Genomic DNA, 21,407 nt, shown 5'->3' with positions numbered 1-21,407 from the left:
GTCCCGGCGATTTCTCAGGGAAAGGAACCAGCATGGCCGCGTTCAAGACACTCGACGATATCGGCAATATCAGCGGCAAGCGCGTGCTGGTGCGCGTCGACCTCAACGTGCCCGTCGCCGACGGCAAGGTCACCGACGCTACCCGCATCGAACGCATCGCGCCGACCATCGCCGAGCTGTCGGGCAAGGGCGCCAAGGTCATCCTGCTCGCCCATTTCGGCCGGCCGAAGGCCGGCCCCACGCCGGAATTCTCGCTGGAGCCGATCGCCAAGGCCACGGCGCAAGTGCTTGGCCGCCCCGTCGGCTTTGCCTCGGATTGCGTCGGCGACACGGCCGGAAGCGCTGTCGCCGCCATGAACAAGGGCGACGTGCTGCTGTTGGAAAACACCCGCTTCTACAAGACCGAAGAAAAGAACGACCCGGCCTTTACCGAGCGGCTTGCCGCCAATGGCGACATTTTCGTCAACGACGCCTTTTCCGCCGCCCATCGCGCCCATTCCTCGACCGAAGGCCTGGCGCGGCTGCTGCCGGCCTATGCCGGCCGCACCATGCAAGCCGAGCTCGAGGCGCTGGAGAAAGGTCTCGGCAACCCGGTCCGTCCGGTCGTTGCCATTGTCGGCGGCGCCAAGGTGTCGACCAAGATCGACCTGTTGATGAACCTGGTGAAGAAGGTCGACGCGCTGGTGATCGGCGGCGGCATGGCCAACACCTTCCTTGCCGCGCGCGGAACTGCTGTCGGCAAGTCGCTATGCGAGCACGACCTTGCCCCGACCGCCAAACAGATCATGATCGAGGCGGCCGAAGCCGGCTGCGCCATCATCCTGCCGGTCGACGGTGTTGTCGCCAAGGAGTTCAAGGCGGGTGCGGCCTGCGAGACCGTCGCCATCTCGGATGTGCCGGCCGACGGCATGATCCTCGATGTCGGCGAAAAGACCGTGAAGGCGATCGGCGAATGGATCGACCGCGCCGCGACGCTGGTCTGGAACGGTCCGCTCGGCGCCTTCGAGATCGAGCCTTTCGACCATGCGACGGTAGCAGCGGCCAGGCATGCGGCAGCTCGCACCAACGCCGGCAAGCTGGTCTCGGTCGCCGGTGGCGGCGATACGGTGGCCGCACTCAACCATGCCGGCGTCGCCGACGATTTCACCTATGTCTCGACCGCCGGCGGCGCTTTTCTGGAATGGATGGAAGGCAAGCCGCTGCCCGGCGTCGACGTGCTGAAGCACTGAAGCGATCAACATAGAGAGGGCCTTCAGGAGGCACCTGAGACTTTCAATCGATTCGAGCTTTCCGATGCCATTCCTTTGGCGCTAGACTTCCGTTAAGCGCGGAACAACACCGTCAAGGAGAAGCTAGAATGAGCGAACGTCTCGAAGACATTGCCGCCGCGATCGTGGCTGGCGGCAAGGGCCTGCTGGCCGCCGATGAAAGCTCCGGCACCATCAAGAAGCGCTTCGACGTCATCGGCGTCGAATCGACCGCCGACAGCCGCCGCGACTACCGCGAGATGATGTTCCGCGCCAAGGACGCGATGACGAAATACATCTCCGGCGTCATCCTCTATGACGAGACCATCCGCCAGAAGGCCGCCGACGGCACGCCGCTGGTCGACATCATCAAGGCTGCGGGCGCCATTCCCGGCATCAAGGTCGACGCCGGCGCCAAGCCGCTGGCCGGCTTTCCCGGCGACACCATCACCGAAGGCCTCGACGGCCTGCGTGAGCGGCTTGCCGACTACTACAAGCTCGGCGCCCGCTTCGCCAAATGGCGCGCGGTGATCGACATGGATACCGGCAAGGGCGTGCCCTCGACCAATTCGATCGCCTCAAACACCCATGCGCTCGCCCGCTATGCCGCCCTTTGCCAGGAAGCCGGCATCGTGCCGATCGTCGAACCGGAAGTGCTGATGGACGGCGCCCACGACATCGACACCTGCTACGCTGTCTCGAAGGCGACGCTGGTGAAGCTCTATGACGAACTCTACGCGGCCGGCGTGGTGCTGGAAGGCTCGATCCTGAAGCCCAACATGGTCATTGCAGGCAAGAAATCCGGCAAGACCAACAGCCCCGAGGAAATCGCTGAGAAGACCATCAAACTGTTCCGGGAAGTGGTGCCCGCGGCGGTACCGGGCATCGCTTTCCTCTCCGGTGGACAGTCGGACGAGGAAGCGACCGCCAACCTCAACGCCATCAACGCCATCGGCCCGCATCCGTGGAAGCTGACCTTCTCCTACGGCCGCGCCCTGCAGGCCGCCCCGCAAAAGGCCTGGAGCGGCAAGGCATCCAACGTCGCCGCCGGCCAGGCTGCCTTCACCCATCGCGCCCACATGAACCATCTGGCGGCGCTGGGAAAATGGAAGGCGAACCTCGAACAGGCCGCCTGAGCGCGGTGCTTCCGTCTTAGTTCAAACCCGGGCCGAAGCGCCCGGGTTTTTGTTTGTGACGTCCACGGGCTTGGGGCAAAGCCTGTCCATCCTTATCTCCCTTTCGGCAAAACCCGCAGGCGATGTCGGTTTGCGCCTATCCCGAACGTCCTTGGGGTGAACAAACAGGGAGAAGTTCATGCCTCGCAACAAGGTGGTTTCGCGCGAAGACTGGTTTGAGGCGCACAAGGCGCATCTGGCGCGGGAGAAGGAATTGACGCGGTTTCGCGAGCGCATCGCGGCCGAACGACGCGAATTGCCCTGGCTGAAAATCCGCAAGGACTATGTCTTCGAGTCCGAGCAAGGCCCAAAGAACCTGGCCGGACTGTTCGGCGCCAACAGCCAGCTCATCGTCTACCATTTCATGATGACGCCAGGGTCGGATCATCGCTGCGAAGGTTGCTCGTTCCTTGCCGACCACATTGACAGCGCCAACCAGCACCTGCGGCACCACGACGTGTCGCTGGTGGTGATTGCGCGCGCGCCGCTGGCCGAGTTGCTGCCCTACAAGCAGCGCATGGGCTGGAAGTTCGACTGGGTGTCGTCCTATGCCTCCGATTTCAACTTCGACATGCAGGTCTCCTTCACCGACAAGCAGATCGCGGCCGGCGACACCCCCTACAATTTCGAGACGCGTCCGCGCACGTCGAAGGACCTTGCCGGCACAAGTGTTTTCTTCAAGGACGAGAACGGCGACATCTTCCTCACCTTCACGTCGCGCGGCCGCGGCGGCGAGGCACAGATCGGCACGTACGACTATCTCGACATGACGCCGAAAGGCCGTGACGAAAATGGCCCCTATCAAAGCCTGATGGACTGGGTACGGCTGCATGACGAGTATCAGGACAGGCAGGCCGACAAGCCCAGCTGCTGCGACGATTGAAGGCGTTCACCTCAGCTCGAACATGCGCTAAGCCTGCCGCCAATCTATAACGGTATCGCCATGCGCTTTCCGGCTCTTCTCACCTGGCTCGCCTACCCCGTCTATGTCTGGCAGGGGCTCGGCGTGCGCCGCCGCACCACCCGCATGCTGCCGGCACAAGGGCCGGTGATGCACGAGATATCGGGCAAGGCGCCGGCAATCTCGCTGCTGGTGCTGGGCGATTCCTCGGCAGCGTCGGTCGGCATCGGCAATTCCGAGGATGGGCTGGCCGCGCAGCTTGCCGTGATGATCGCCCAGCGTACCGGCAACGCCGTGCGCTGGCGCGCCGCCGGTTTCAACTCGGCAACGTCGGGCCAGATCCGCGACCATGTACTGCCCAATCTGTCGGCCGATCCGTGGACGCATATCGTGCTCGCCATCGGCACCAACGACACCAAGAATTTCCATTCGGTGCCGCGCTTCAAGAAAGAGTTCGGTGGCCTGCTCTACGCACTTCGGGCCAAATGGCCGGAGGCGCGCGTCGTCTGGTCGCCGGTGCTGGAATTCACCCGCGCGCCTGCCATGCCGCCGCTGCTGGGCCAAATCCTCGAGATCCGCGCCACCGCAATGAACCGCATGGGCGAGTGCCTGTGTTTCGAGCGTGGCGCCGTACCCGCCCCGCGACTGCCGATCACCAATCCGGAGGCCGGTTTTGCCTCCGATGGTTTTCATGCCTCGGAAGCAGGCTACCGGGCCTGGGCCGAACATCTGGTTGGGCAGATCCTCGCCGATTGACCAGAGTGCGCACCGGCTCAGGCTAGCCGGTTCGGAGAACTGGGTCGATTATTTTCGAAATACTGTTGATTGCAGGCTGCCTCCAATGGATTGGCAGCAGAATATTTCAAGTCAAAACAACAGGGATGCGCCAAACAGGCGTTACTTCTGCGACACTGCCTTGCGGATTCACTACTGCTGGGTCATTCTGCCATTGGGCAAGGGGGTTGGGTGGCATGTCGAACATTGCCGGCAAAGCATATGCCATGAATGTGCTGACGCCGATGCGGCCTCGGTGGACTTGGATCCAGCACCTGATTTTCATGGTGGCGCGCGCCGGGCCTGCGCAGCTGTCAGGTTTGCTTGGACTGAAGCTCATTCATTTCGCGCGTTGGGTGATCATCCGGCGCGACCAATGGCCTGATCTCGGCCAAGGCAAGCAGGCCATCCAGAACGACTACATGCTGTTCCTGTCCAACTTCAACGGCACCTGGGACCAGTATATCGACGCCTTCGCCGACGGCATTCCGAGCGGCCTGGATATGTTCTGGTACGCCAGCACCAAATATCCCCACTCGATCCCGATCTCGAGCTTCAAGGACTATATCGGCGCCAACCAGATCCATACCAACTACTATTACAACGCCACGCCGGGTGCGGCGCAGCGCGACATCAAGGCAGCGCTGCGGGTGCGCAACGAAGTGCTGACGCTTGCCAGGCTTCATGCCAGTGGCGACCCGAAGGCCTTCGCGCAGGCTTACAGGCAGGCGCTTGTGAAGGTGGCCAATTCGCTGGCCTCGCCGGGCTTTGCCCCGATCGCCTCGGTGGCGACGCGAAAGGCCGACAAGGCGCGGCACGAATTCATCGACATGCTGAACAAGAAGCATGGGGCGGCCAATGCCAAACCTTGACGGCGGCCACTATTTCCTGACGGTCCTGGCCCCTATCCGCGTCGACATCATGATCGACCCCGACGAGATCGGCCGTTCGCGCTCGCACCGGCAACTGCTGGCGCAGAAGCTGGCGTTGTTGGCCAGCGGCAAACAGACGGCGGAATCGCCGCCGGATGCGCGGCCCTCGCCGTTCTCGCACAACACTTTGAACCACCTCGCGCGCTTCGTCATCATCCATGGACCAGCCTTCAACGGGCGCATGTCGAGCGATGCGCTGGTCGGCGCCATACGCAGCGTCAATCCGCTGGCGCCACAGCCCGTAGATCAGCTGGGTACACCTTTTCTGCTGTTCGCGGCCGATATCGACGCACAGGCCGAGGGCGATGCACTGCGCGCCTACACCGATGCACTGTGGGCGACAATGCAGCGCGACCTAGTGATCATCTTCGGCCATTGCGTCGGCTTTGACGGCGTCAAAACGGCCGAGGATTTTCACGCCTATATCAAACGCTGCCAGATCGAGACGACGATGCCGTTCAACGACTACTGGCCGGACGGCCTCGACGTCAAAGACAAGAAGCTGGAGATCGGCGCGCTCAAGCCGATCGGCATCGCCACGCCAGGCGCGATCGCAATCTGGCTGGCGATCCTCCTCCTGCACGGCATCTTCGCCGTCTTCGGCGTTCACAATGCTTTTGCGCAATGGATCGCGACGGCAGCCACATGGGGCGTCGCCGTGGTTTCGCTGCTGGTCATCGTGACGTTGCTCATGGCCTGGAGCCTGTATCGCAAGGTCTTCCAACAGGGCATGACGCCGTTTCCAACCGCACCCGGCGCCGACCTGCCTTCGGTCCTGAAGTCGTTGTTCATCCAGCAGCATTTCACCCGTTTCGCCATCGAGGCGCAGGGCCTTGACGACACAACGCTTCACGCCCGCTTCGGTGCCTTTCTCGGCGCCATAAAACCGGAGGATCCGACGGGACCCACACAGCAGGCCGGTGAAATCCGGGCGCCGGCGGCGGAGTGGGCGCGATGATCGAGCTCGACCTTCCCGACATCCAGGGCAACATCCACCGCCCCTACGGCCGTTTTGGCTTTCCGCACAGCCGGCATCTGTTTTTCACCATCGCTGACGCTGCTGCCGGCCGGCTGTTCGTGCAAGGCATCCGGCCGCGCATCACCACGGCCGAGCCATGGGGCAAGTCGGAGGCTGGCGGCGCCGGACCCACATTGCTGCGCAAGCCGCCGATCACGCTCAACATCGGCTTTACGTTTCTCGGCCTGCGCGCGCTCGATCTGCCGACCCGCACGCTGCGACTGTTGCCCGACGAGTTCATCGACGGCATGGGCTGCCGCGCCTACATCCTCGGCGATGTCGAAGGCAGCGCGCCGCAGCGGTGGGACCCGGTGTGGCGCTCGCATCTCGACGGGACCGTTCGCCCGGTTCATGTCTGGGTGTCACTCAATGTCGGCGCCAATCCCGACGGCACACCGCTGCCTGAGCTTGCCCAGTGGACGACATGGCTGCAGGAGCTTGCGGCAAAGTCCAACGGCGGCGTGGCTCTGCTCGCAGGGCATGGCGCTGACGGACAAGGCCTTTGGCAGGATTCCGCGGCGCTGATGTGCCCCGGTCCTGACGGCACGATGGTCCCGCAGCCGAAGGAGCCCTTCGGCTTCACCGACGGCATCAGCGACCCGGTCTTTCGCGGCCAGTTCCAGGCCGACGCAGAGGCCCGCGCCGTGATTGGCGCCGGCAAGATCGCCGAAGGCCCCTACGATCCCAAGACCAGTTGGAAAGCGCTGGAGACCGGCGAGTTTATCCTCGGTCAGGTCGACGAGGGCCAGGAGTTTCCGGTCGCCACGCAGCCGCCCGGTTTTGCCCGCAACGGCACCTTCATGGTCTGGCGCAAGCTGCGCCAGGACGTGCCGGGGTTCGAGGCCGAGATGCAGCGGCAGGCGGCCCTGTGGAAGCAGGTCACCGGCATTGCCGACGACGTGGAGGCCTATGAGACCGTCTCGGCCAAGCTGGTCGGCCGCTGGCGGTCCGGCATTCCGCTGCTGGCTGCACCGAACTGGGCCGAACACCAGCGCCTGATGGCCGAATGGAAGGATTGCATCGACCCCGCGCTGCGCAAGCCGCGCGACGACGTCAAACACCAGGAGCGGCTCGCCGCCTTTGCCCGGCTGCTCACCGGCTTCCGTTACGGCGATGATCCCAACGGCGCCAAATGCCCGTTCGGCGCGCACATACGCCGCGCCAATCCGCGCGACATGCTCGACCCCTTGCTGAGCGACACGCATGGGGCAAGCACGCTCACCAACCGCCGCCGCATCCTGCGCCGCGGGCTGCCCTATGCCGATCCCGACGGCGAACAGGGCGTGATCATGATGGCGATCTGTTCGAGCATTTTCCGGCAGTTCGAATTCATCCAGCAGCAATGGATGAGCTACGGCCTGGATTTCGAAGCCGGCAACGACACTTGCCCGCTGACCGGCAACCGGGCCGAATCCAGCAAGCACGTCATTCCGGCCGGGTCGGCCAATGCCACACCCTTCATCGCGGCGAACCTGCCTGAATTCGTGACGACGCGCGGTGGCGACTACTTCTTCGTGCCCAGCCTCACCGCAATTCGCATGATCGCCATGGGCACGGTCGATCCGACCTGACACAAGCCGACCTGCCTGCTTCGGCAGCGGCGCGACAAGCGCCGTGCTATGTCCAGTGCCCGAGCACGCCGGCCAGCGAGATGGCAGCCATGGCGAGCAGCGCCAGCTTCCAGAAATCGCCGCGCCGCCTCAAGCCAGGCCAGCCGAGCGGCTTGATGATCTGGATGAGCATGATGCCGATGAAGACAAGGGCGAGAAGCTTCGACATGCTGCCTTTGACCAGCATCGCGGACGGCTGTCAAAGCGCTTCTTGCATGGTCTTTGCCAATCCGGCCATTCCTGACAATCGGCTCGTTTCCGGGCGGGTCGCAAGGCACCTCGCAGCTTTCTTCAGCGACCTGACAGGCTCCTGACAGACTGCTGTCAGGAGGGGTGTGCGATAGTGTCTCCATCAGAGAAGAGGAGACGGTCATGAACAGCTTTGGTATTTTGAACAGCGTACAGCACTATGTCGGCAAGATCCGCACGATGCGCAATGAAGTCCGTACCCAGCGCTTCATGAACTCCTTGCCGGCGGACATCCGCAAGGACATTGGCTGGCCCGATATGTATGAAGGTCACCGCCGCATGCGTGAGATCTGAGGCTTTTTTTCATGGCAATGCTTGGATACGGCCCCCGGCACGCCCAGATCATTGACATGAAGCTCGGGCAGCGATGCCTGGTGGCTGGCGAAAAACCTTTCGACGGTCGCCACGCACAATGCTGAAGGCTCCTGACAGAATGCTGTCAGGAGCACCATGCCATAAACGTGTCAGGAGACATGAATGGTGAAAAGCTGGAACGACAGGCTGAACACGCCGGGCATCAATGGCGTGAAACCGACGCCGCGCACGATGGGTGACGTCATCGAGGGCCAGCCGATGCTGGTGCCGACGGCCCGCCAGGTCGATGATTTCATCCGCTCCATACCCAAAGGCGTCGAGATGGACGTCCGCGCCTTGCGCACCGCGCTCGCCATCGAGCACGGGGCACAAGTGACATGTCCGGTCACCATCGGCTATCATCTGCGCACTGTTGCAGAGGCCGCCAACGAGGATCTCGAGCGCGGCATGACGTTGAGCGATATCGCACCGTTCTGGCGCGTGCTCGACACCAACGCGCCGACGACGAGGAAACTGTCCTTCGGCGCGGAATTCGTCGCCGCGCAGCGTAAGCGCGAAGGATTGAAACCATAGTGGATGTCGCCCGGACCCGGTTCAGGGACCACGACATTCATAGAAACGCAGCCGAGGGACCATACGATGCGCCGTGCCGACAGGCTCTTCCAGATCGTGCAGCATCTGCGCGGCGGCAGATTGGTCACCGCCCAGAAGCTCGGCACCTGGCTCGAGGTTTCCGAACGAACCATCTACCGCGATATTGCCGATTTGCAGTCGACCGGGGTGCCGATCGATGGCGAGGCGGGCGTTGGCTACATGATGAGGGAGGGTTTCGACCTTCCGCCGCTGATGTTCACGCGTGACGAGATCGTGGCGCTGGTCGCCGGCGCCCGCATGGTGCGCGCCTTTGGCGGCGCTGCCATGGCGCGCGCCGCCGACGAGGCGCTGGTCAAGATCGGCGCCGTGCTGCCCGACGCCGAAAAGGACCGCATCGCCCGCACCGAGATCCATACGCCGATGTGGGTGGTGAGCGACGCTGCCCGCGAGGCGATCGACCTGATCGAGCGCGCCGTCGAGAAGCGCCAGGTGCTGACCATCGACTATCGCGACGAGGCCGGCCGCAGCACCGGGCGCGATATCCGCCCGCTCGGCCTGTGGTTCTGGGGCAAGGTGTGGACGTTGATCGCCTGGTGCGAGATGCGCGAAGATTTCCGCGCCTTCCGCATCGACCGCATCGCCTCGGTGGTCATCGCCGGCCGCATCTTCAAGCCGGAGCGCGGCAAACAGCTCGCCGATTTCTACCGCGCGGTCGAACGCTCGGAGGATTACGGCATGACGCCGGACCGTGCAGCCCGCAGCTGAGACCTACCTCCAACAAAAAAAGCCCGCACGAAGCGGGCTTTTTTGTTGATGTGGCGAAGCCTACTCGTCGTCGGCATCTTCGTTCTTGGACTTGAGCGCCGAGAGCTTGGCGAACACGGCGTTGGCGTCGAGCTCGGCATCCTCGTCCTTCGGCTTCTCCGGCGCCGGCACCAGCCGCTCGGTCAAGGCTGCCGGCAGCAGCGTGTCGCCGACAGGCTGCGCCTGTTCGCGGCCGCGCGAGGCGCGGTTGACTTCCATGTCGAGGTCGATCTGCGAGGCGAGACCCAGCGTCACCGGATCCATCGGCTGCAGATTGGCCGAGTTCCAGTGCTTGCGCTCGCGGATCTGTTCGATCGTCGACTTGGTGGTGCCGACCAGGCGCGAAATCTGCGCGTCTTTCAATTCCGGGTGGTTGCGCACCAGCCACAGGATGGCGTTAGGCCGGTCCTGACGCTTCGACAGCGGCGTGTAACGCGGGCCTTTGCGCTTGGATTCCGGCACCCGCACCTTGGGGTCGGAAAGCTTCAGGCGCTGGTTCGGATCCTTCTCGGCGCGCGCGATCTCGTCGCGGGTCAGCTGTCCCGTCATGATCGGGTCCATGCCCTTGATGCCTTGCGCCGATTCGCCGTCGGCGATCGCCTTGACCTCGAGTGGATGCAACCCGCAGAACTGCGCGATCTGCTCGAAGGAGAGCGCGGTGTTGTCGACCAGCCAGACGGCAGTCGCCTTGGGCATCAGCAGCGTATTGGCCATTTCAAAAATCCTTCTCGTTCGCCCGCGTTCCCGCGCGGGCGGTGGTTTAGAGCCACCAAAATGGGAAATTCGCGGCCTGTATAACCGCTCCGCTGCCGTTTCGCAATGTTTTTGGGAGGAGGGCGCAGCCGCCGAGCGCCAGACCGCGTGGAGGCCGAAAGGCCCCGGCCTCGGCAATCGTTGATGCCAAGTCGTAAAAGGCGGTCCAAAACGACAAAACCCGCCGGACGGGGTCCAGCGGGCTCGGAACCGGCGACGGTAAACGTCTGCTGCGGCTCTTGCTTCTAGCACATGGCCAGGCCTTACGGCCGGCCATGCTTCGAGTTAGATGGCCTTGCGGGCGATCCGCTCGATGTCGCCGCGGCTGATGCCGAGGTCGCTGAGCTGACGTGCGTTGAGCTTGTTCAACTCGCGCACGGTTTCGTTGTACATACGCCAGTTACGGAAAGCGCGGATCGGGTTCATGGTATTCCTCCATTTGTTGGATCAATTCGTTTCGATGACGCTTAGATAGGCAGTGCTGCCCACGAATTGAACAGACGTCTTTGCATAGCCGCAATGCAAATGCTGCATTGCAGCATTAAGGTTCTGTTCATCTTGCCGGCAGGCGACACACGCCCAGGGCGTGTCGAGATTCAGGTCAGGCCGAGTCGAAAATGCTGGCGTCCGAGAACCGGAGCGGAGCGTACTTTTCGTACGTGAGCACCGGAAGCGCAGGACGCCATCATTTGCAGACCGGCCTCTCCTGAACCTCGATATGCCCTAGCCGACGTCGAGAACGATCTTGCCGATATGCTCGCCCTCTTCCATGCGCTCATGCGCCCGCCAGGCATCGGCCAGCGGGAAGATCATGTCCATGACCGGCGACACCTTTCGGGTGCCGAGCAGCGGCCACACTTGCGCTTCCAACGCCGCGGCGATCGCTGCCTTGAACTCGACCTTACGTGGCCGCAGCGTCGAGCCGGTATGGGTCAGCCGCTTGACCATGATTTTTGAAAAATCGGCGCTCGCCACCGCGCCGGCCTGGACCGCGATCTGGACGATCCTGCCCTCGACCGCCGCCGCCTCGTAGTTGCGCGCGATATAGTCGCCGCCGACCATGTCGAGGATGACGTCGGCGCCCTTGCCGCCTGTGGCGTCCTTGACCGCGGCGACGAAATCCTCCTCGCGGTAGTTGATCGCCCGGTCGGCGCCGAGCTTCAGGCAGGCGTCGCATTTCTCCTTGGAGCCGGCGGTGGTGACGACATAGGCGCCGAAGGCCGACGCCAACTGGATCGCCGTGGTGCCGATGCCCGACGAGCCGCCATGGACCAGCAGCGTCTCGCCCTTCTTCAGGCCGCCGCGCTCGAACACATTGTGCCAGACGGTGAAATAGTTCTCCGGCACGGCGGCCGCTTCGGTATGGGTGAAGCCGGCGGGCAGCGGCAACACGCTGCCCGCATGAACCTTGACATATTCGGCATAGCCGCCGCCGGGGGTGAGCGCGCAGACCCGGTCGCCGATGCGCCAGCGCGAAATCTCGTCGCCAAGGGCTGCCACTTCGCCTGACGCCTCGAGGCCCGGCAGGTCCGAGGCGCCGGGCGGCGGCGGATAGGCGCCCTTGCGCTGCTGCACGTCGGGCCGGTTGACGCCGGCAGCACGCACCCGGATCAGGATTTCGCCGGGACCGGGCACCGGCACGTCGCGCGTTTCCGGTTTCAGCACCCGCGGCCCTCCGGGCTGCGAAATTGCAATGGCCGTCATCCTGGCCGGAATTTTATGTCCGCTTGCCATGAAATTTACCGTCTCGGTCCTGCCGGTCTGTCGCCGGCTGTTTGCATCAGCACCCCTGCCCTATGTATGCTGATTGCCGGATCAGGCAAATGCTGAATGAGCGAAGGAGCGACGATGGCGATCTTCGACGACGAACCAAAAAAGAAAGCCCGGCCGCATGAGATCGGGCAGGATCTGTCGCTGCTTTCGGTCGGTGACCTGACCGAGCGGATCGGCATATTGCGCGACGAGATCGCCCGGCTGGAAGCCGAACTCCAGACCAAGGACAGTACCAAATCGGCTGCCGAAGCCCTGTTTCGCCGCGGCTAGTTTTCGAGCTAGTTTTCGGCGCCGAAGCATTCGCCGCCGAAAAGCCCGAATGCGCCTGTCTTCAGGGTCGCCCCCGCCTTCAGAACCGACAAGCCCCTCCAGCCGGATCAAAAAATGTTTGCAAGCTACAGACCGATCCTCTCGCTGCTTCGCGGCACCGCTTTCCTGCTCGCGGCATCGGGGTTGCACGGCCTGCTGCTACCGCTGCGTGGCCAGCTCGAAGGATTTTCAACCGCATCGCTCGGTCTGATGGGCACCGCCTGGGCCGGCGGCTTCGTCACCGGCTGTTTCTTCGCACCGCGCCTGGTACGCCGCGCCGGCCACGTCAGGGCGTTCGGTGCCTTTGCCGCGTCGGGCGCCATCGTCGCTCTGCTCACCGGCCTGATCATCGATGAATATGTCTGGATCCTGCTGCGCGCCTTCACCGGCTTCACCATGGCCGGCGCCTTCATGGTCATTGAAAGCTGGCTGAACGAGAAGGCCACCAACGAGAATCGCGGCACCGTCTTCGGCCTCTACATGATGGTCACCTATGCCTCGATCATGGGCGGCCAGATGATCGTTGCCGGCGGCGACGTCAGATCGGCATCGCTGTTCATGATCACCGGCATATTGTTCTGCCTGTCGCTGATCCCGACCGCCGTGTCGTCGGCTTCGTCTCCCAAGCCGTTGCAGGACGTCAAGCTCGACGTCAAAGGGCTTTATGCCAACTCACCGGTGTCGGCGATCGCCTGTCTGTTGATCGGCATCGCCAATGGCGCCTGGGGCACGCTGGGTGCGGTCTACGGCGCCCGTATCGGCATTCCCACGGCTGAGATCGCACTGATGATGAGCCTGGTCGTCGTTGCCGGCGCGGCCATGCAGCTTCCGGCCGGGCGCCTCTCCGACAAGACCGACCGCCGTTTCGTGCTGGCGGGTGCGGCTTTCGGCGCGGCACTGTTCGCCATCCTGATCTTCCTGTTCGAACCCCATTCCGCCGTTCTCGTCATCGTGCTGACGGCCGCCTATGGCGCCTTCGCCTACACGCTTTATTCGATCGCCGTGGCGCATGCCAACGACCACGCCCGGTCGGAGGACTTCGTCAAGGTCTCCGGCGGCCTGCTGCTTCTGTACGGGTTCGGCACCATGATCGGGCCTTTGCTGGCCGCCGCCCTGATGGGCTGGTTCCGGCCCGAGGGCCTTTTCCTGGCCACCGCGCTGGCGCATCTGTGCCTTGCCGCCTACACGCTGCTGCGCATCAGCCGCCGCGCGCCGGTGCCGATCGAAGACCGCGATGCCTTCAAGACCCAGCCGGCCGACCGCTCGGTCACCCCTGAAGCATTGCGGCTCAGAAAAGCGGAAGCTGACGGTTGAGATTTGAAAAACTTTGCCCCACAAGTATAGGCATGATCTTTTCTGACGCCTTCATGGCGATTGCCGATCCCAACCGGCGCTATCTCCTGGAAGAGCTCCGGCGCGGCCCGAAAACCGTCAACGAACTGGCTTCGGGCCTGCCAGTCTCCCGCCCGGCCGTGTCCCAGCACTTGAAAGTGTTGCTGGACGCTGGTCTGGTTCAGGCCAAGGCCGAAGGCACGAGGCGGGTCTATACGGTCAGCAATGCCGGCTTCCTCAGGCTCAATATTTGGCTTGATCAGTTCTGGGAAGCATAGGCCGGCGCGACGCGGAAAATACAGCCGGTCCTAGCTCCCCTGGTTTCATGACAGGAGGACCAGCCGATGCGACGCGAAGCGATACTTGGTGCCGTGACTGCGGTTAACCTCGTGCTGTTTGCAGCGACCGCTTTGATGCAGATCCTCCCGGCCAAAGCGCAGGACGCCGTCGGCATCTTGCGCGGCAGCGGGCTTGAGATCGTCGATGGCGGGGGCCGGCTGCGCTCCAGCATTTCCATCCTGCCGGCGGCGGCAGGCGAGGCCGAGACTGTGCTGTTTCGGCTTGATCACGCCAAGCGGCCAGCCCTCGGTCAAGATCGCCGCCTCGACCGCCAGCGCCGGGTTGAGCTTCGTCGGCGGCGACGATGTGAGCTATGTCATTCTCGAAGCCGACGGACCCGAAACCCGGCTCAAGATGGTGGAACCAGAGGGCCGGGAGAAGGTGATTGCGCCATAGGCCGCAATTTGCGCTTCAGGCGTCCGCGGCAAGCGCCTTGCCCAGCGCATCGAGCAGAAACCCGGTTCCATGCTCGCGCGACGAAGACGTGTCGTGGCCATCGAGAAACGCGCCCTGTTCGGTCAGCACCAGCCGCGTGCCCGTGCCCTCCGGGCGGAGCTCCATTGTCGCCAGCGAAACCGAGATTCTGACATCGCCGGCCAGCATGTCGTAGCTGTAGACGATGCGCTCATTGGGCACGATGTCCAGATAGGTGGCGACGAAGGTATAGAGCGGTCCCTCCTTGGGCCCGCCGACATTGATCTCCTTGCCGCCGATGCGGAAATCCATCTCGTAGCGGCTGGGTCGTGGGCTGTCCGGATCGGCAAACCAGCGCCGCTTGGCGGCCGCATCGCTCAGCGCGAAATAGACTTTCGCCGGCGCCGCCGGATAGACGCGCTCAAGCACGAAGGTGGAATGGACGACGGATCGTTCGGTCAAAATGGCCTCCTTCAGTTTTCTGAGTCTTCGGTTTCGGCAAGAAAATCGCCCAGCCGGTCGAGCCGGCGTTCCCATGTCAGCCGCCGTTCGTTGATCCAGTGTTCGGCGCTGCGCAGCGCCTGCGGCGCGATCTGGCAAGTGCGCACGCGGCCGAGCTTTTCCGAGCGCACCAGCCCGCTTGCCTCGAGTACGTTCAGATGCTGGACGACGGCCGACAGCGACATCGCCAGCGGTTCGGCCAGCTGGCTGACCGAGGCCGGGCCGCGCGACAGCCGTTCGACCATGCTGCGCCGGGCCGGATCGGCAAGCGCCTGGAACATCAGGTCGAGCTGGGCGGGATCGTGCAGCATCGCGATCAGCCGTTGTTGTAGGGGAAGAACTTGAAATAGGGCTGCGCCTCCTCGATCACCCTGGCGAAGGACGGCCGCTTGAGCAGGCGGTCGTGATAGCGTTTCACGGCCGGATATTTGTCGCCGAACGGCTCGACCTTGTTGGCGTAGAACAGCGCCGGCGAGGCCGCGCAGTCGGCCATGGTGAAGGTGTGGCCGGCCGCCCAGATTTTCGAGCGCATCTCCTCTTCCACAATCGCATAGGCGTTGCGCAGTTGCGCGCGCGCCTCCTCGACTCCGAACGGATCGGTCTTGTCCTGCGGCCGCAACCTGTCGCCGACGATCTTCTGCATCGGCGCCTGCACATAGAAGTCGTAGAAACGATCGGCCTGACGGACCTGGAGAGCGAGGTCGGCCTCTGCCGGGATGAGCTCGACCGGCCCTGGATAATGCGCGGCCAGATATTCGATGACGATGGTGGATTCCAGCACCGTGCGGTTGCGCGCGTCGTCGTGCAGCGCCGGCATCTTGCCGGTCGGCGACACCTTCAGGAACGCCGCGCGCGACTGCTCGTCGCCGAGATCGACGATGACCGGCGTGAACGGCGTGGTGTTTTCGTAAAACGCAATCAGCGGTTTCCAGCAGAACGATGCCAGCGGATGAAAATGGAACGTCAGGGACATTTTTTGCTCGTCTGTTTGTGGTTCGTCGCTGCTGGAGCGATGCCAGTCAGCGCCAACACTGAAGCATTTACTTAACTATTGCCGTGAGGCGACTGTGTCAAGGTTCCGGCCCGCCCGTCAGGGTTTGGTATGCGCGACGAGGGCGGCGACAATGATCGGCCAATCCTGAGGATGCAGTTCGTGGCCACCGCCTTCGATGCGGACAAGCCGTGCGTCGGCAACAGCGTCGGCAAGGGCAGCGCCATGCTCGACCGGAAAGATCGGATCCGATGTCCCATGAATGACGAGCAGCGGCGCCTCGATCTCGTGCAGGCGCCCTTTCACATCCTCGCCGCCTTTCAGCATGAAATGGTTGGTCGCGCTCAAAAAGCCGCCGGACCGGTCATAGTCCCGTTCGATGAAGGCCCTCATCGCCTTTTCGTCGAACGGATGCGCGGTGCTTGCAATGGCGTGCGCGTCCTTGACGACGAAGCCGACCACCTGTTCGCGGTCCGACCAGTCGACTTTTGCGCCGTCGGCCGAGTGCTCCATATAGGCCTCGGTCGTCCCCGGCAGATGCGATGTCTCGATGCCCACCGGCGAACTGCTGATCACTGTCAGCGAGATGACACGCGAGGGGTGTTTCAGGACCAACCGTTGCGCGATCATGCCGCCCATCGACATCCCGACCACATGCGCCTTGCCGATGCCGTGGCTGTCGAGGACGCCGACGGCATCGTCCGCCATGTCATCGAATGTGTAGGGCGGCTCGCCCGGCGCATATTTGGTCGACAGGCCGGTGTCGCGATTGTCGTAGCGGATCACGAAACGGCCTTCGCCGGCGAGTTTCTTGCACAGTGCCTCCGGCCACCACAGCATCGAGGCCATGGCGCCCATGATCAGCAGCATGGCGGGATCGGCGGGATCGCCAAAGGTCTGGGAGACGATTTCGGGTGCTGCGGCCTTTGTCATGGGAATCTCCTCGCTCATGCTTCAAACTGATTGCGTTTTGCAATCGGTTGCACGATAATAAAACTGATACGATAATGCAACTGGTTTTTATGGGGAGAGTCGGATGAAAACCGAACACCGCTCGGGATGCCCTATCAATCTGTCGCTGGAAGTGTTTGGCGACCGCTGGAGCCTGATCATCCTGCGCGACATGATCTTTGGCGGCAAACGCCACTTTCGCGAGCTGCTCAACGGCTCGATCGAGGGCATTGCTTCCAACATCCTGGCCGACCGGCTGAAGCGGCTGATGGAGCTTGGCATGCTGACCAAGGCCGATGACCCCTCGCACAAGCAGAAGGCGATCTACAGCCTGACCGAGATGGCCATCACGCTGGTGCCGATCATGGCGCATCTCGGCGCCTGGGGCCGCGTCTGGCTGCCGGTCAGCGAGGAGCTATCGATCCGCGCCGAGCTCCTGGAAAAGGGCGGGCCGGCGATGTGGGAGCAGTTCATGGACGAGCTGCGCCACGACCATCTGGGTGCGCCTGCCATTGCGCCGGGGCGGCCTTCCGTCCGCGCCACATTGCAGGCCGGATACGAGGCTGTGGTGGCTCGCAAGGCGTCGAGCGCTGGCCAGCCCCCGGCCTCCTGACCAACTTATTTTCCCATTTATGGGGCGGCTCTGCTATCAAGGGGCTGAAAAACATAATTTATGGGATTGGATAGCGCTCTTGGTTGAGAACTCTAAGGATACTGCCCGCGCCCGGGCAGATATGCGTTTCAAGAAGCAGGAAGAGGCAGCCACGGTGCGGCAAAAGGCGATGGCGGAGTATGTCGCCGAGGCCGACGCCCGCCAGGCCAAGACCAACAAGCTGCGGGCTCTGCGCCTTGCCAAGGAAGCCGAAGACCTCGCCAACGCCCCTGCCGCCCCGATCAAGAAGCCCGCGCGGGCCAAGAAAAAAATCGCCTAAATACCCCATAAGTCGACGATCCCCATAGTCGATGGCAGACTGGAGCGGCTGGCGGCCGGATGCTGGTCAATGGCACGCCGCCAGAGCCGCCCGCCATTCCGCTTTCCCACGCGAAGCAATTTCAACCGCAGCCGGGATTTCGTATCTCGCGTGTCAGGTCGATAATCGACGCGTTTTGAACAGGAGACTGCCATGACCGCTTTGACCCTCGAAAAGGCCAAGCAAATCATCGACGCCGCTTTCGCCAAGGGCGCCGAGCTGAACCTCAAGCCGCTCGGCGTCTCCGTGCTCGATGCCGGGGCCCATCTCGTCGCCTTCCAGCGTCAGGACGGCGCCTCGTTCCTGCGCCCGCAAATGTCGGCCGGCAAGGCCTATGGCGCGCTCGCCGTCGGCATGGGCTCGCGCCGCGTCGAGGCCTTTGCCAAGGAACGGCCGCACCTCGTCGCCGGCATTTCCGACGTCTCGGGCGGACGCGTCCTACCGGTTGTTGGCGGCGTGCTGATCCGCGACCAGTCAGGCGCCGTCATCGGCGCCGTCGGCATTTCGGGCGATACGTCGGACAATGACGAGGCCGCCGCCATCGCCGGCATCGAAGCCGCCGGCTTCACCGCCGATCCGGGCTGACCGACCCTTCGGCTAGTTGAGGTTGATATCCCGGCTGGCCGACCGCATCGAGACCGAGAAGCCGGCCAGCACGTCGAACAGGGCGATCACCATCAGCGTGAAGAAGACGGAGTGCGCCGCACCCTTTACCAGCAGGAACTCGACCAAAAACGCCACGAAGACCAGCGTCGACAACAGATGGTCCATGATCGAGGCGTTCGTCGTGCGCACCGATTTCACCATTTCGAGGAACAGGAAGATCAGTCCGATCACGACCATCAGGTCGCCGAGCGTCATCGAGAACACCCCGCCCGACATCATGTGGAACGAGAAGATCTCGGTCGCCCACGGATCGTCACCGCTGCCGAATATTCCGAGGAGTCCGAGATTGTAGGCCACGAAGGGCACGATCAGCAGCGGGATAGCACCGAACATCAGGCGTCTCCTCTGGCAATTCCAGGAAAACGGTTTCCCATGGGAATTGCTTAAACGATGGGGGCACCTTCTGTAGAATGCCCCGCAGGCACGCCGTCAAGATTTTTCGCTAGCGCGGGTGAACACGGTCGAAGACCGGGTGCAACATCCGTGTCAGCAGTGGCTCAACGCTTGAACTGCCCGGCGCGCACGGCAGCGCCAATGGCGTTGAGGATGAGAAGGCCGGCGGTCATCGATGTGATTTCGTTGACGTCGCGCGCCGGCGCGATCTCGACGATGTCCATGCCGACCACACGGCCCTTGGCGAACAGCCCTTTGATCAGCTCGATCGTCTGCCGGTAGCTGATGCCGCCAGGCGCCGGTCCCTCGACCGCCGGCATCACCGCGGGGTCGAGACCGTCGGCATCGATGGTCAGGTAGTAGCGGCCGCCTGGCGGGATACGCTCAAGCAGCGCCGCCGTGCCGATGTCCTGCCATTCACTGGCGGTGACGATGTTGGAGCCGTAGGCGCGGGCCGCCTCCACCTCCTCAAGTCGGGCGCTGCCCTGTCCGCGGATGCCGAGCTGGAAAATCTCGGCGATATGCGCCATCTCCGAGGCACGGCGGATGGGACTGGAATAGCCTTCCTTGACGCCGTTGACGTTGTCGCGCCAGTCGAGATGGGCGTCGATCTGCACCAGGGTGATCGGACCTTCGCCGTCCAACGCCCGGAAGATCGGGATCGGGATGCCGTGATCGCCGCCAATGGTGATCGGCAAGGCGCCGGCGGCGCGGATCTTGCGGATCGCCGCCTCGGCCAGCCCGTAGTGACCACCGGCGGCATCGCCGGGGACATCGCCGACATCGACTATCCTGACATCCTGTCCGTCGAACAGGGTGCCGCCAATATCGAAATCATAGCGGTCGAGCCCAAGGCTGATGCGTTGCGAGGCGCGCCGCACCGCGGTCGGCGCGTTGGTCTGGTCGTTGATCAGCTCGTCGATCGTATAGGGACTGCCGTAAGGCATGCCGATGATGGCGACGTCGGCCTTCAGCGCATCGAGATCCTCGACCAGCGGGAAATTCATGAAGGTCTGGAAGACATCGCGCGGTGCTGTGGTGAGCTTGGTCATGCTTGTCCTCCAAAACCGGTCGGTCGCCGCGCGGAAGCGCCGCGACAAGGCATGCGGACCCAATACAGCACTGCCGACGCAGCGAATATCGCCACGGACACCCCGGCCTTTGGCATAGAGGGCGCTCGGCTTGACGCCAAAAGGCCGCCAAACGCAAAAAGACCGGCCATTGGCCGGTCTTTCGCTAATTCAAACCGTCGAAAAGCTGGTCTCAGCTTTCCTTGGGCGTCAAAACCTGGCGGCCGCGATACATGCCGGTCTTCAGATCGATGTGGTGCGGGCGGCGCATTTCGCCGGAATTCTTGTCCTCGACATAGGTCGGGGCCTTGAGAGCGTCGGCCGAGCGGCGCATGCCGCGCTTGGACGGAGAGGTTTTTCGTTTCGGAACGGCCATGGATATGCTCCACTACATGGTCAAAATGCCCCGATAGCCCTCGTGAAAGGGCCGCGTCAGGGCCATAATCTGAGAAAGTCGGGTGCCTATACACGCCCTACGCCGTTTTGGCCAGCGTTGAGGCAAATTTTTTTGAGCTGGCTAGTCTAAGCACCCCACATATGCGCCGGAGCGCCCGGCGCGGCGTTCGATCAGCGACGCCAGCCGCCGCAGACCCGGACCGGGCTTGGCCGGATTGCGGGCGATCGGGTTGGGCAGCGAGACGGCGAGCAGGGCCGCCTGCCGCCGCGACAGTTGCCTGGCCGAAACGCCGAAATGATGCTGCGCCGCCGCCTCGATGCCGTAAATGCCCGGCCCCCACTCGGCGATATTGAGATAAATCTCCATGATCCGTCGTTTCGACATCACCGCGTCGAAATAGACGGCCAGCGGCAGTTCGACCACCTTGCGCACCGAGCCCAGCGGCCGCGACCACAGGAAAAGGTTCTTCACTGTCTGCATGGTGATGGTCGAAGCGCCGCGCGTTGCTTCGCCGGCCAGCGCATCGTCGACGACGCCGCGCAATTCGCCGAGGTCGACGCCGCGATGGAAGCAGAACTGCCCGTCCTCCGACATGATCACGGAATTGGCCAGCACCGGCGAAACATCGTCGATCGAAACCCAGCGCCGATCGTAGCCGGAAAACGTCGCCAGATCCTTGACCATCAAGGTCGATATCGGATGTACGAAGGACGGCAGGTAGAGGAAGGTCAGCACAATGGGTATCGCCGCCAGCACGGCGGCGACGACCAGGCAGCGCCGACCCAGGCGCTTCAGACCGGCGCGGTTCACGCGCCTCGGTCGCGCCATGTCCAGCCCTTCGGTTTCATGATCGACGATAGGTTCCGTCAAGCCGCCCCACCCGCGCCATTCTCCCGCCTCCGGCATAATGGCGTGAGGCTTCTTGCGC

Annotated in this window: 29 protein-coding genes and 1 pseudogene; 17 read left to right on the top strand and 13 right to left on the bottom strand. The window is 63.2% G+C overall.

The window, feature by feature from the left end:
- The first annotated feature begins 32 nt into the window (after positions 1–32).
- The 7 genes from AC1DZ8_RS08050 to AC1DZ8_RS08020 all read left to right on the top strand — a co-directional run bounded on the left by AC1DZ8_RS08050 (position 33) and on the right by AC1DZ8_RS08020 (position 7,618).
- A complete protein-coding gene (locus AC1DZ8_RS08050; RefSeq protein ID WP_477305914.1) occupies positions 33–1,229 on the top strand; it encodes a phosphoglycerate kinase in 1,197 nt (398 codons plus the stop codon).
- Between the two features lie 128 nt (positions 1,230–1,357).
- Positions 1,358–2,383, top strand: coding sequence for a class I fructose-bisphosphate aldolase (locus AC1DZ8_RS08045; protein ID WP_477400649.1), 1,026 nt, complete (start codon positions 1,358–1,360; stop codon positions 2,381–2,383).
- 178 nt (positions 2,384–2,561) lie between these two features.
- Positions 2,562–3,305 (top strand): DUF899 domain-containing protein, encoded by a 744-nt coding sequence (locus AC1DZ8_RS08040; RefSeq protein ID WP_477305918.1) that lies wholly within the window; start codon positions 2,562–2,564, stop codon positions 3,303–3,305.
- A 60-nt stretch (positions 3,306–3,365) separates the two neighbouring features.
- On the top strand, positions 3,366–4,079 hold the full coding sequence (locus tag AC1DZ8_RS08035; RefSeq protein WP_477305920.1) for an SGNH/GDSL hydrolase family protein: 714 nt from the start codon (positions 3,366–3,368) through the stop codon (positions 4,077–4,079).
- A gap of 215 nt (positions 4,080–4,294) precedes the next feature.
- Complete coding sequence (locus AC1DZ8_RS08030; RefSeq protein WP_477305922.1) at positions 4,295–4,969, top strand: hypothetical protein; 675 nt, start codon at positions 4,295–4,297, stop codon at positions 4,967–4,969.
- The gene (locus tag AC1DZ8_RS08025; RefSeq protein WP_477305924.1) at positions 4,956–5,987 is read left to right on the top strand and encodes a hypothetical protein; all 1,032 of its coding nucleotides are present in this window, start codon (positions 4,956–4,958) and stop codon (positions 5,985–5,987) included. The genes AC1DZ8_RS08030 and AC1DZ8_RS08025 overlap by 14 nt, the downstream gene beginning before the upstream one ends.
- Entirely contained in the window at positions 5,984–7,618 is a 1,635-nt protein-coding gene (locus tag AC1DZ8_RS08020; protein ID WP_477400646.1) for a Dyp-type peroxidase, read from the top strand. Before AC1DZ8_RS08025 ends, AC1DZ8_RS08020 begins: the two co-directional genes overlap by 4 nt.
- 46 nt (positions 7,619–7,664) lie before the next feature.
- Here the strand turns inward: AC1DZ8_RS08020 and AC1DZ8_RS08015 are convergent, their stop codons facing one another.
- Positions 7,665–7,826: a hypothetical protein gene (locus AC1DZ8_RS08015; RefSeq protein ID WP_181057993.1), complete on the bottom strand. Its 162-nt coding sequence runs from the start codon at positions 7,824–7,826 to the stop codon at positions 7,665–7,667.
- Between the two features lie 203 nt (positions 7,827–8,029).
- Here AC1DZ8_RS08015 and AC1DZ8_RS08010 point away from each other — a divergent pair, with 203 nt between their 5' ends.
- The 3 genes from AC1DZ8_RS08010 (at position 8,030) to AC1DZ8_RS08000 (ending at position 9,580) form a co-directional block, all read left to right on the top strand.
- On the top strand, positions 8,030–8,200 hold the full coding sequence (locus AC1DZ8_RS08010) for a hypothetical protein (RefSeq protein WP_477283758.1): 171 nt from the start codon (positions 8,030–8,032) through the stop codon (positions 8,198–8,200).
- A 183-nt stretch (positions 8,201–8,383) separates the two neighbouring features.
- On the top strand, positions 8,384–8,794 hold the full coding sequence (locus AC1DZ8_RS08005) for a hypothetical protein (RefSeq protein ID WP_477305929.1): 411 nt from the start codon (positions 8,384–8,386) through the stop codon (positions 8,792–8,794).
- 66 nt (positions 8,795–8,860) lie between these two features.
- The gene (locus AC1DZ8_RS08000) at positions 8,861–9,580 is read left to right on the top strand and encodes a helix-turn-helix transcriptional regulator (protein ID WP_477283761.1); all 720 of its coding nucleotides are present in this window, start codon (positions 8,861–8,863) and stop codon (positions 9,578–9,580) included.
- A 60-nt stretch (positions 9,581–9,640) separates the two neighbouring features.
- On the opposite strand, the gene AC1DZ8_RS07995 is transcribed toward AC1DZ8_RS08000, so the two are convergent.
- From AC1DZ8_RS07995 to AC1DZ8_RS07985, 3 genes are all read right to left on the bottom strand, one after another.
- The gene (locus tag AC1DZ8_RS07995; RefSeq protein ID WP_044548374.1) at positions 9,641–10,333 is read right to left on the bottom strand and encodes a DUF1013 domain-containing protein; all 693 of its coding nucleotides are present in this window, start codon (positions 10,331–10,333) and stop codon (positions 9,641–9,643) included.
- Between the two features lie 324 nt (positions 10,334–10,657).
- Positions 10,658–10,798, bottom strand: coding sequence for a DUF1127 domain-containing protein (locus AC1DZ8_RS07990; protein ID WP_023670143.1), 141 nt, complete (start codon positions 10,796–10,798; stop codon positions 10,658–10,660).
- A 297-nt stretch (positions 10,799–11,095) separates the two neighbouring features.
- Positions 11,096–12,106 (bottom strand): NAD(P)H-quinone oxidoreductase, encoded by a 1,011-nt coding sequence (locus tag AC1DZ8_RS07985; protein ID WP_477305931.1) that lies wholly within the window; start codon positions 12,104–12,106, stop codon positions 11,096–11,098.
- A 114-nt stretch (positions 12,107–12,220) separates the two neighbouring features.
- On the opposite strand from AC1DZ8_RS07985, the gene AC1DZ8_RS07980 reads away from it, so the two are divergent.
- The 3 genes and pseudogenes from AC1DZ8_RS07980 (at position 12,221) to AC1DZ8_RS07970 (ending at position 14,064) form a co-directional block, all read left to right on the top strand.
- On the top strand, positions 12,221–12,415 hold the full coding sequence (locus AC1DZ8_RS07980) for a DUF1192 domain-containing protein (RefSeq protein WP_477305955.1): 195 nt from the start codon (positions 12,221–12,223) through the stop codon (positions 12,413–12,415).
- 75 nt (positions 12,416–12,490) lie between these two features.
- Positions 12,491–13,768 (top strand): annotated as a pseudogene (locus AC1DZ8_RS07975) (MFS transporter); the annotation flags it as partial.
- A 32-nt stretch (positions 13,769–13,800) separates the two neighbouring features.
- Positions 13,801–14,064 (top strand): ArsR/SmtB family transcription factor, encoded by a 264-nt coding sequence (locus tag AC1DZ8_RS07970; RefSeq protein WP_477305933.1) that lies wholly within the window; start codon positions 13,801–13,803, stop codon positions 14,062–14,064.
- 45 nt (positions 14,065–14,109) lie between these two features.
- On the opposite strand, the gene AC1DZ8_RS07965 is transcribed toward AC1DZ8_RS07970, so the two are convergent.
- Complete coding sequence (locus tag AC1DZ8_RS07965) at positions 14,110–14,355, bottom strand: hypothetical protein (RefSeq protein ID WP_477305935.1); 246 nt, start codon at positions 14,353–14,355, stop codon at positions 14,110–14,112.
- On the opposite strand from AC1DZ8_RS07965, the gene AC1DZ8_RS07960 reads away from it, so the two are divergent.
- The gene (locus AC1DZ8_RS07960) at positions 14,348–14,521 is read left to right on the top strand and encodes a hypothetical protein (protein ID WP_477305937.1); all 174 of its coding nucleotides are present in this window, start codon (positions 14,348–14,350) and stop codon (positions 14,519–14,521) included. The two genes, AC1DZ8_RS07965 and AC1DZ8_RS07960, sit on opposite strands and share 8 nt — an antisense overlap.
- Before the next feature lie 15 nt (positions 14,522–14,536).
- On the opposite strand, the gene AC1DZ8_RS07955 is transcribed toward AC1DZ8_RS07960, so the two are convergent.
- The 4 genes from AC1DZ8_RS07955 to AC1DZ8_RS07940 all read right to left on the bottom strand — a co-directional run bounded on the left by AC1DZ8_RS07955 (position 14,537) and on the right by AC1DZ8_RS07940 (position 16,964).
- Positions 14,537–15,001, bottom strand: a complete 465-nt coding sequence (locus AC1DZ8_RS07955; protein WP_477305938.1) for an SRPBCC family protein — start codon at positions 14,999–15,001, stop codon at positions 14,537–14,539.
- A gap of 11 nt (positions 15,002–15,012) precedes the next feature.
- The gene (locus tag AC1DZ8_RS07950; RefSeq protein ID WP_477305940.1) at positions 15,013–15,351 is read right to left on the bottom strand and encodes an ArsR/SmtB family transcription factor; all 339 of its coding nucleotides are present in this window, start codon (positions 15,349–15,351) and stop codon (positions 15,013–15,015) included.
- Between the two features lie 5 nt (positions 15,352–15,356).
- Complete coding sequence (locus tag AC1DZ8_RS07945) at positions 15,357–16,013, bottom strand: glutathione S-transferase family protein (RefSeq protein ID WP_477305942.1); 657 nt, start codon at positions 16,011–16,013, stop codon at positions 15,357–15,359.
- A gap of 117 nt (positions 16,014–16,130) precedes the next feature.
- A complete protein-coding gene (locus AC1DZ8_RS07940; protein WP_477400642.1) occupies positions 16,131–16,964 on the bottom strand; it encodes an alpha/beta fold hydrolase in 834 nt (277 codons plus the stop codon).
- 103 nt (positions 16,965–17,067) lie between these two features.
- Here AC1DZ8_RS07940 and AC1DZ8_RS07935 point away from each other — a divergent pair, with 103 nt between their 5' ends.
- The 3 genes from AC1DZ8_RS07935 to AC1DZ8_RS07925 all read left to right on the top strand — a co-directional run bounded on the left by AC1DZ8_RS07935 (position 17,068) and on the right by AC1DZ8_RS07925 (position 18,538).
- A complete protein-coding gene (locus AC1DZ8_RS07935; RefSeq protein ID WP_477308696.1) occupies positions 17,068–17,595 on the top strand; it encodes a winged helix-turn-helix transcriptional regulator in 528 nt (175 codons plus the stop codon).
- A 79-nt stretch (positions 17,596–17,674) separates the two neighbouring features.
- Positions 17,675–17,914 (top strand): hypothetical protein, encoded by a 240-nt coding sequence (locus AC1DZ8_RS07930; protein ID WP_477308694.1) that lies wholly within the window; start codon positions 17,675–17,677, stop codon positions 17,912–17,914.
- Between the two features lie 192 nt (positions 17,915–18,106).
- On the top strand, positions 18,107–18,538 hold the full coding sequence (locus AC1DZ8_RS07925; RefSeq protein ID WP_477308692.1) for a GlcG/HbpS family heme-binding protein: 432 nt from the start codon (positions 18,107–18,109) through the stop codon (positions 18,536–18,538).
- A gap of 12 nt (positions 18,539–18,550) precedes the next feature.
- Here the strand turns inward: AC1DZ8_RS07925 and AC1DZ8_RS07920 are convergent, their stop codons facing one another.
- From AC1DZ8_RS07920 to AC1DZ8_RS07905, 4 genes are all read right to left on the bottom strand, one after another.
- Positions 18,551–18,952 carry a hypothetical protein gene (locus tag AC1DZ8_RS07920; RefSeq protein WP_477308690.1) on the bottom strand — a complete coding sequence of 134 codons (402 nt, stop codon included), beginning with the start codon at positions 18,950–18,952 and terminating at the stop codon, positions 18,551–18,553.
- A gap of 164 nt (positions 18,953–19,116) precedes the next feature.
- Positions 19,117–20,064, bottom strand: coding sequence for an agmatinase (locus AC1DZ8_RS07915; protein WP_477308688.1), 948 nt, complete (start codon positions 20,062–20,064; stop codon positions 19,117–19,119).
- 211 nt (positions 20,065–20,275) lie between these two features.
- Positions 20,276–20,458, bottom strand: coding sequence for a 50S ribosomal protein L32 (gene rpmF, locus AC1DZ8_RS07910; RefSeq protein ID WP_008834724.1), 183 nt, complete (start codon positions 20,456–20,458; stop codon positions 20,276–20,278).
- 141 nt (positions 20,459–20,599) lie between these two features.
- Positions 20,600–21,307 (bottom strand): biosynthetic peptidoglycan transglycosylase, encoded by a 708-nt coding sequence (locus AC1DZ8_RS07905; protein WP_477308706.1) that lies wholly within the window; start codon positions 21,305–21,307, stop codon positions 20,600–20,602.
- Positions 21,308–21,407: the final 100 nt, after the last annotated feature.

This window comes from Mesorhizobium sp. P2_F7, from assembly GCF_056403695.1.
Note: the sequence above shows the minus strand (reverse complement) of the source record. Positions and strands in the feature narration are given on the sequence as shown.

Coding starts and splice junctions, on each gene's coding strand:
- AC1DZ8_RS07990 (WP_023670143.1), bottom strand. CDS start 10,798: ATGAACCCGATCCGCGCTTTCCGTAACTGGCGTATGTACAACGAAACC.
- AC1DZ8_RS08040 (WP_477305918.1), top strand. CDS start 2,562: ATGCCTCGCAACAAGGTGGTTTCGCGCGAAGACTGGTTTGAGGCGCAC.
- AC1DZ8_RS07935 (WP_477308696.1), top strand. CDS start 17,068: ATGAAAACCGAACACCGCTCGGGATGCCCTATCAATCTGTCGCTGGAA.
- AC1DZ8_RS07970 (WP_477305933.1), top strand. CDS start 13,801: ATGATCTTTTCTGACGCCTTCATGGCGATTGCCGATCCCAACCGGCGC.
- AC1DZ8_RS07940 (WP_477400642.1), bottom strand. CDS start 16,964: ATGACAAAGGCCGCAGCACCCGAAATCGTCTCCCAGACCTTTGGCGAT.
- AC1DZ8_RS07985 (WP_477305931.1), bottom strand. CDS start 12,106: ATGGCAAGCGGACATAAAATTCCGGCCAGGATGACGGCCATTGCAATT.
- AC1DZ8_RS08045 (WP_477400649.1), top strand. CDS start 1,358: ATGAGCGAACGTCTCGAAGACATTGCCGCCGCGATCGTGGCTGGCGGC.
- AC1DZ8_RS08020 (WP_477400646.1), top strand. CDS start 5,984: ATGATCGAGCTCGACCTTCCCGACATCCAGGGCAACATCCACCGCCCC.
- AC1DZ8_RS08005 (WP_477305929.1), top strand. CDS start 8,384: ATGGTGAAAAGCTGGAACGACAGGCTGAACACGCCGGGCATCAATGGC.
- AC1DZ8_RS08050 (WP_477305914.1), top strand. CDS start 33: ATGGCCGCGTTCAAGACACTCGACGATATCGGCAATATCAGCGGCAAG.
- AC1DZ8_RS08025 (WP_477305924.1), top strand. CDS start 4,956: ATGCCAAACCTTGACGGCGGCCACTATTTCCTGACGGTCCTGGCCCCT.
- AC1DZ8_RS08030 (WP_477305922.1), top strand. CDS start 4,295: ATGTCGAACATTGCCGGCAAAGCATATGCCATGAATGTGCTGACGCCG.
- AC1DZ8_RS08010 (WP_477283758.1), top strand. CDS start 8,030: ATGAACAGCTTTGGTATTTTGAACAGCGTACAGCACTATGTCGGCAAG.
- rpmF (WP_008834724.1), bottom strand. CDS start 20,458: ATGGCCGTTCCGAAACGAAAAACCTCTCCGTCCAAGCGCGGCATGCGC.
- AC1DZ8_RS07980 (WP_477305955.1), top strand. CDS start 12,221: ATGGCGATCTTCGACGACGAACCAAAAAAGAAAGCCCGGCCGCATGAG.
- AC1DZ8_RS08035 (WP_477305920.1), top strand. CDS start 3,366: ATGCGCTTTCCGGCTCTTCTCACCTGGCTCGCCTACCCCGTCTATGTC.
- AC1DZ8_RS07925 (WP_477308692.1), top strand. CDS start 18,107: ATGACCGCTTTGACCCTCGAAAAGGCCAAGCAAATCATCGACGCCGCT.
- AC1DZ8_RS07920 (WP_477308690.1), bottom strand. CDS start 18,952: ATGTTCGGTGCTATCCCGCTGCTGATCGTGCCCTTCGTGGCCTACAAT.
- AC1DZ8_RS07945 (WP_477305942.1), bottom strand. CDS start 16,013: ATGTCCCTGACGTTCCATTTTCATCCGCTGGCATCGTTCTGCTGGAAA.
- AC1DZ8_RS08000 (WP_477283761.1), top strand. CDS start 8,861: ATGCGCCGTGCCGACAGGCTCTTCCAGATCGTGCAGCATCTGCGCGGC.
- AC1DZ8_RS07995 (WP_044548374.1), bottom strand. CDS start 10,333: ATGGCCAATACGCTGCTGATGCCCAAGGCGACTGCCGTCTGGCTGGTC.
- AC1DZ8_RS07950 (WP_477305940.1), bottom strand. CDS start 15,351: ATGCTGCACGATCCCGCCCAGCTCGACCTGATGTTCCAGGCGCTTGCC.
- AC1DZ8_RS07915 (WP_477308688.1), bottom strand. CDS start 20,064: ATGACCAAGCTCACCACAGCACCGCGCGATGTCTTCCAGACCTTCATG.
- AC1DZ8_RS07905 (WP_477308706.1), bottom strand. CDS start 21,307: ATGGCGCGACCGAGGCGCGTGAACCGCGCCGGTCTGAAGCGCCTGGGT.
- AC1DZ8_RS08015 (WP_181057993.1), bottom strand. CDS start 7,826: ATGTCGAAGCTTCTCGCCCTTGTCTTCATCGGCATCATGCTCATCCAG.